This is a genomic window from Mesorhizobium sp. M7A.F.Ca.CA.001.08.2.1 (assembly GCF_003998455.1).
GTDB lineage: Bacteria > Pseudomonadota > Alphaproteobacteria > Rhizobiales > Rhizobiaceae > Mesorhizobium > Mesorhizobium ciceri.
The window spans coordinates 1-6,218 of record NZ_RZPW01000349.1; the positions used below are offsets into that span (position 1 = coordinate 1).

Consider the following 6,218-nt stretch of genomic DNA (forward strand, 5'->3'; position numbering starts at 1 on the left):
GTGTCGTACTCATAGGAACCCGACAGGCCGAGCGAGAAGGCCTCCTCGTCGAGGGACAGAAGATGCTCCTCGCCGCTGATACGGTCGCGCACCACAATGCGCGGCAGGCCTTCCTTGCGTTCGAGCCGGACCATGTGGTCCCTGAAGCCGATCACCGACAGGATCAGCCGGCCGGGCTCGTGCGGCACCAGTTCCTGCCAGTTGGCGCGCACGGGATCGCTCGCCGGCGCCGTCATGATCTTGAAGTCCTTGGCGCCGTCGGCATTGGTCAGGATGAAGAAGATATCGCCGCCTTCTTCCAGCTCGTATTGAAGGCCAACCTCGCGCGGCGACACCAGTTTCGGTTCGGCAAACGGATCGTCGGCGCGCATCAGGCGGTATTCCGAAGTCTCGTGATCGTTGATGCCGATCATGATCCATTCGTTGTTGCGGGTGCCGTCGACATTCATGAAGAAGCCGGGATCGGTTTCCTCATAGATCAGCCGGTCGCTGTCCGGGCTGTCGCCCAGCGCATGGAACAGTACCTTGGACGGGCGATGGTTGGGATCGAGACGCGTGTAGAAGAAGCCGTCATTGCCTGCGTTCCAGACGCCTGAACCGCCGGTGTCGGGGATCTGGTCGGCAAGCTCCTTGCCATCGGCAAGGTCGCGCACGCGAAGCGTGTAGAATTCGGAGCCCTTGTCGTCGAATGCCCATAGCAGCTTGGCGTGGTCGGCCGAATGGTCGACACCGCCAAGACGGAAATAGGCCTTGCCCGCGGCCTCCGCGTCGCCATCGAGCAGGATATGCTCGGCGCCGCCGTCGCGCGACATGCGGAAATAGCGCGGCTGCTCGCCACCAAGTTTAAAGGACGAGCCGTAGGCATAGGGCCCATCCTTCATCGGCACGGAAGAATCGTCTTCCTTGATACGGCCCTTCATCTCCTTGAAAAGCTGCTTTTGCAGTTCGACCGTGTCGGCCATCAGCTTCGACTGGTAAGCATTCTCCGCCTCGAGTTCTGCGCGGATCCCCGCATCGAGCAATGACGGGTCGCGGAACATCTCCTGCCAGTTGTCGGCCCGTAGCCAGGCATAGTCGTCGGTTCGCGTGATGCCGTGATGCGTGTCGGAAACCGGCCGCTTCTCGGGCGTTGGCGGGCTGACGATCGGAAATATGGATGTCTTGGTCATTGCATCTCGCTTTGCCAGTATCTTCAATGGGCCAGTATCTTCAATGGGCCAGTATCTTGAAGGGCCATCTCGAATGGAGAAATATCTTGAATGGCAAATGAACACGCCGATCAGGGCAGGTTCAAGAGCCGGAGCGTATGGGTTGTGTCGGCTCCAGGAGATGAGCCGGGAGGAGAGATGATGACTATTTGGTCTCGGACTGCTGCGGCTTTCGCCGTTGCTTCGCTAACTCTGGGCTTTGCCGGCCAGTCTCATGCGACCGTATTCGCGGCTTGGCAAGTGGCCAATGTCCCGTTCGGCGACACGCTCAATGTACGCAAATACCCTTCGGGCACATCCCAAAAGCAGGCGGGATATCCGAACGGTACCGTTCTGCAGATGACCGGGCGATGCACCGGCGGAATAAACCTGCTCGACATCGCCAACCAGCCGGCATGGAAGCAGGCACAAAAGATTCGCTATCGCTGGTGCGAAGTCTGGCATGATCCGGTCCAGAACGGCAATTTCGTCACCGGCTGGGCCTATGGCAAATACATCATCCCGCATTGATTGACGCGGCAGCAATCAGCCGATCGGTCGGATGACTGGCATGTCGCCTGATTGCTCGTATATGACCACGGCAACCTGTGGTTTTGTGGACAAATGCGAACAACCAATATTTCTCGAGCGATAGCCAAGCAAGATCAAACATTAAAACCCGTTTCGTGAGTTGCCACGAATGTAACGGCGATCTGACGTTGCGTCAGCCGCCGCCGACGGGAACGCGAAATATCGATAAATTACACAATGCACGAAAGATTGAAGCTGATCGCGGAACATTTGATCAATATCGTTCAATATAGCGCGAGGGGCGAATTGACTTACTTGGTCTGCACGCTCATTGATGTGCCCGCGACACGAATCGTAGAAACTCTACCTGCACAAAATTCGTGCGATGCCCTGCTTGTAAAAAAGGGCGCAGATCGATGTAACTCTTGTTGGGGACCGAAGACCATGGATATTGTCGAAACACCTTCCAGAAACAGCGATGCGCTGATCGAATTGACCGCCGATGTGGTGGCCGCCTATGTCAGCAACAATCCCGTGCCGGTCGGCGAACTGCCGAACCTGATATCCGATGTCCATGCCGCACTCGGGCGTGTGGGCGGAACCGCCGAACAGCCGCCTGCCGACAAGCAGAAGCCGGCGGTCAACCCGAAGCGGTCGGTTCATGACGACTACATCGTCTGCCTTGAAGACGGCAAGAAGTTCAAGTCGCTGAAGCGCCACCTGATGACCCACTATGACCTGACGCCGGACCAGTATCGCGAAAAGTGGAACCTCGACCCGACCTATCCGATGGTTGCACCCAACTATGCAGCTGCCCGGTCCCAGCTCGCCAAGAAGATGGGTCTCGGCCGCAAGCGCAAAGCGCGGTAATTGCTGCCAGCCAGATCGGATCGACATCAACGGCGCCTTCAGGCGCCGTTTGATTTTTGCGAGCCGCGACGCGCGGATCGGGTCGGGAAGCGTCAGGCGGTCTGCTTGAGCGCTGCCTCGGCGTCGCGCTTGATGCGCGTGACCATCGAGCGAAGGCCGTTGGCGCGCTGCGGCGACAGATGTTCGTCGAGGCCGAGTTCTTTCAATGTCGCTTCCGCATCGGTCTTCTGGATTTCGCTGGCGGTCCTGCCGGAAAACAGCGCCAGCATGATCGCGACCAGCCCACGCACGATATGAGCGTCCGAATCGCCGGTGAAGGTGATGACAGGATCGGCTCCAGCTCCGCGTTCGGTGGTCAGCCAGACCTGGCTGACGCATCCCGGCACCTTGTTGGCGGGGCTGCGCTGCTCGTCCGGAAACGGCGGCAGCGCCTCGCCGAGTTCGATGACATAACGATAGCGGTCTTCCCATTCCTCGAGGAACGAGAAGTCGTCGCGGATCGTCTGGATCGTGGTGGTCATGTCTGGGATATAGTCACGCGGCGGCTCCGCGTCACGGAAAAAACAAGGACACCGCGGGCGTCGAGAGGGCAGACAGCCCGCGGTGCGCCGTCGAAACGGCTTAATTCTGAGGCGGCAGGTTGACGGTCTCGGGCAAGACGATTCCTTCGGGCAGGCTGCCGGTCATCGTCGACGTGTCGGGGCCGGCGGCGGACTTGTCGTCCATCATCGCTGCCGCGATCTTGGCGGTCTCCTTGGCGCGGGCGGTAATGGTGTGCATCGCCGACTTGCCGGTCTCGCAGACATCGGGTTTGCGTTCGCAAATGCCGGCGATATCGCCAACCGCTTCGCGTGCCGCAAACAAGGCCTGGATCGGTCCGACGCTTTCATGCCCCGCTTCATCGGGGCCGACACTCAATGGCAGCGCCAGCAGCACCAGCGAAAACCAGAAAGCCATTCTTATGAGGAAGACCATGCCCTTGCCCTCTCGTCGTGACCGGATCATGCATCCATATGGCATGACCTCTTTTGTAGGCAGGATTTTGGCACACAGGCGCAAAGGACGGCTTGCGGGCAAAGAGAGAATTTTCCTCAAATTTTAGGCAAATTCGAAACGAACCGTTCTGCAATCGATTTGTCTCAAATCCGAGTAATTTTCCTTAACAACAAATAACCATATATCCCCATGATTTCCCTGCGTTTTTCTTGAAATAGGGAAGTCCAGGTGCCGAGTGCGCCCGGCCGATGGGTGCCGTCGGCGGATAACTCTCCGTTTACTATGGCTGCATTTGTCCGTGCTTTCGGCCGCCGGCATCCCGATATTTGCCGCAGGCCGGGCCCTGGTCGGCCCTGCCTTATCCATTCCTTAAACGCTGGATGCGAGTTTCAAAGCCAACCAGAACCATCTGCAAAGCAGAGCTGTCCACGACAAGTGCGAGTGCGTTGAGTTGAGTTCAATCAAGGCCAGATACGTTGAATTGCCTGGCGCGATTTCGGCCGGTTGCGAACGTATGGTCCATCCGTCCATCCTTGGGCGGAGCGACCGCGAGCGCCAGCGCCGCTTTATCGGCGTCATGCTCGCCGCTCCTTTCTTTGTCGCCGGTGCCGCGGTCACGCTGGTTACTTCAGGCATGGGCGTCGCCGTCACCATGGCCGCCATCTTCGCCGCCTTTGGCCTGTGCTGGTTCGTCGCCTTGCTGGTGGCGGCGACCGGCAAGATGGCGATAGCGAGTTGGGTCGCCCTGGTGCTGGCCGGCATTTCTCTCGGCAGTCTCATTGCCGCCGCGGGCGGGCTGAGTTCGCCTGTCGCCATGCTTGTCGTGGCGCTGCCTTTTGAAGCCTGGTGGATCGGCGCTTCGCGGCGCGCGGCACTGTGGGGAGCCGTGTCGGCCGCTGTCGCCATCTTGGCTCAGCCTTTGGCTGGAACCGTATTCCCGTTCGCAGGAGCGCAGATCGCGGCGTGGCACTGGTTGGTGCCGTTGGCCTGGACGCTCACACTGATCCCGCGCGCATCGGCATTTCAAAACACGGCCGATGCGGCTGATGTGCTCGACACTGCCGACCGGCTCGAAGACATCATCGATGCGGTGGTCTTGCGCGTCGCCCGTCATGGCGAGGTCCTGGACGCGTCGCCAAAAGCGCGCACGCTTTTGAAACTGCCGCCCGAACTGCTGTCCGGAAACGGCCTCTTCGATCGCGTCCATCTGTCGGATCGCGTTTCCTATCTCAGCGCAATGGCCGACATGCGCGACGGCGCACTGTCGCGCCGGCTCGAATTGCGCATCCGGCTGCCTCAGAATGGCAATGGCCTGACGGCCGACAATTACCGGCCGTTCTCGCTTGATCTCGTGCGTGGTGAGGAACAGGGTGATGTCTTTACGTTCGTCCTGAGGCAGAATGACGAGATCGCCCGGTTGCGCGAGGATCTGGCGGCAGCCAATGAGGCGGCCGCGTCCGCCGAGGTGGCGAAGGGACGCTTCCTGGCGGTGGTCAGCCACGAACTGCGCACGCCGTTAAATGCCATTATCGGCTTCTCGGATATGCTGCTGCATGAGATGTTCGGCGCCTTCAAGGATCCGCGCCAGAAAGAATATGTCGGCTTGGTACGGGATTCGGGCCAGCATCTGCTCGCCGTCGTAACCTCGATACTCGACGTGTCCAGGATTGAATCGGGCGTCTATGCGACCGAACCCGAGCCGTTCCGGTTCGCGGAAGCGGTCGACATGTGCCAGTCGATGATGCAACTGCAGGCGCAGGCCAAGAACATCGATCTGCAGGCGCAGATCGCGCCGGACGCCGGCGACATCAATGCCGATCAGCGCGCCGTGCAGCAGATGCTCATCAACCTGGTCTCCAACGCGATCAAGTTCACTCCCGACGGCGGCGACGTCGTCGTCGGCGCCAAGCGGATCGGTTCGCGCCTGCATTTCTGGGTCAGGGACACCGGCATCGGCATCGCCGAGGAGGATTTCGCCAATCTCGGCAAGCCCTTCATACAGATCCAGAACGACTATACGCGCCGTTTCGAGGGGACTGGTCTTGGCCTTTCACTGGTCAAGGGCCTGGTGGCGCTGCACGAGGGCACGATGTCCATCGAAAGCATGCCAGGCGAGGGCACCACGGTGACCATCAGCCTGCCGGTGAACGGACCGAAGGGACATCAGGCGGAGAAAGCCGGCGTGCTGACCATGCCTGTGGCGATGGCGAAAGGGGACAGAGATGGCTCGCTCCGCAAAACCGGCTAAGGCGGTCAAGCGCCGCAGCAATGCCTTTCAGGACGGCGCTGTCGCCGTCGGCGGCATGATCTCGCGCAATCCCGTCCTGGTGGGCGGCTCGACGGCATTCCTGGTGACGCTGTTCTACGTCTCGGCCAATGCCTTGTGGTACCAACCTTTCCCGCATGCCGGCGCATTTTTTGCGACCCGCAGCATTGCGGGCTTTCCGCACGCGACGCCCGACGAACCGGAGACGACATTCAACATCGTGCGGCCATCCGGCGCGCCGGCACCGATCAAGGGCGATCCGGTTGTCGAGCAGGTGCAAGGCATATTGAAGGATCTCGATTTCTATTCCGGGACGGTTGACGGCATTTCCGGACCCAACACCCGCAAGGCCATCCAGGACTATCAGC

The 6,218-nt window shown here is 60.0% G+C and carries 6 protein-coding genes and 1 pseudogene; 4 read left to right on the forward strand and 3 right to left on the reverse strand.

What is annotated here, in order from left to right:
- Positions 1-1,169: pseudogene (locus EN914_RS20190) on the reverse strand (S9 family peptidase); the annotation flags it as partial.
- A 180-nt stretch (positions 1,170-1,349) separates the two neighbouring features.
- Here EN914_RS20190 and EN914_RS20195 point away from each other — a divergent pair.
- Both EN914_RS20195 and EN914_RS20200 read left to right on the forward strand, forming a co-directional pair.
- Complete coding sequence (locus tag EN914_RS20195; protein WP_013532661.1) at positions 1,350-1,718, forward strand: hypothetical protein; 369 nt, start codon at positions 1,350-1,352, stop codon at positions 1,716-1,718.
- 444 nt (positions 1,719-2,162) lie between these two features.
- Positions 2,163-2,588, forward strand: a complete 426-nt coding sequence (locus EN914_RS20200) for a MucR family transcriptional regulator (protein WP_013532660.1) — start codon at positions 2,163-2,165, stop codon at positions 2,586-2,588.
- Between the two features lie 92 nt (positions 2,589-2,680).
- Here EN914_RS20200 and EN914_RS20205 read toward each other — a convergent pair whose 3' ends face one another.
- Complete coding sequence (locus tag EN914_RS20205; RefSeq protein WP_024505541.1) at positions 2,681-3,109, reverse strand: SufE family protein; 429 nt, start codon at positions 3,107-3,109, stop codon at positions 2,681-2,683.
- 100 nt (positions 3,110-3,209) lie between these two features.
- Positions 3,210-3,563, reverse strand: a complete 354-nt coding sequence (locus tag EN914_RS20210) for a DUF5330 domain-containing protein (protein ID WP_024505540.1) — start codon at positions 3,561-3,563, stop codon at positions 3,210-3,212.
- A gap of 535 nt (positions 3,564-4,098) precedes the next feature.
- Here EN914_RS20210 and EN914_RS20215 point away from each other — a divergent pair.
- Both EN914_RS20215 and EN914_RS20220 read left to right on the forward strand, forming a co-directional pair.
- Positions 4,099-5,832: an ATP-binding protein gene (locus EN914_RS20215; RefSeq protein WP_024505539.1), complete on the forward strand. Its 1,734-nt coding sequence runs from the start codon at positions 4,099-4,101 to the stop codon at positions 5,830-5,832.
- Positions 5,807-6,218, forward strand: a 412-nt coding sequence (locus tag EN914_RS20220) for a peptidoglycan-binding protein (RefSeq protein ID WP_164778816.1), incomplete at its 3' end; no start/stop codon positions are given. The genes EN914_RS20215 and EN914_RS20220, both read left to right, overlap by 26 nt.

What these genes read in the sequence shown, in the direction of transcription:
- EN914_RS20195 (WP_013532661.1), top strand. Translation starts at nt 1,350, where the DNA reads ATGACTATTTGGTCTCGGACTGCTGCGGCTTTCGCCGTTGCTTCGCTA.
- EN914_RS20210 (WP_024505540.1), bottom strand. Translation starts at nt 3,563, where the DNA reads ATGGTCTTCCTCATAAGAATGGCTTTCTGGTTTTCGCTGGTGCTGCTG.
- EN914_RS20215 (WP_024505539.1), top strand. Translation starts at nt 4,099, where the DNA reads ATGGTCCATCCGTCCATCCTTGGGCGGAGCGACCGCGAGCGCCAGCGC.
- EN914_RS20205 (WP_024505541.1), bottom strand. Translation starts at nt 3,109, where the DNA reads ATGACCACCACGATCCAGACGATCCGCGACGACTTCTCGTTCCTCGAG.
- EN914_RS20200 (WP_013532660.1), top strand. Translation starts at nt 2,163, where the DNA reads ATGGATATTGTCGAAACACCTTCCAGAAACAGCGATGCGCTGATCGAA.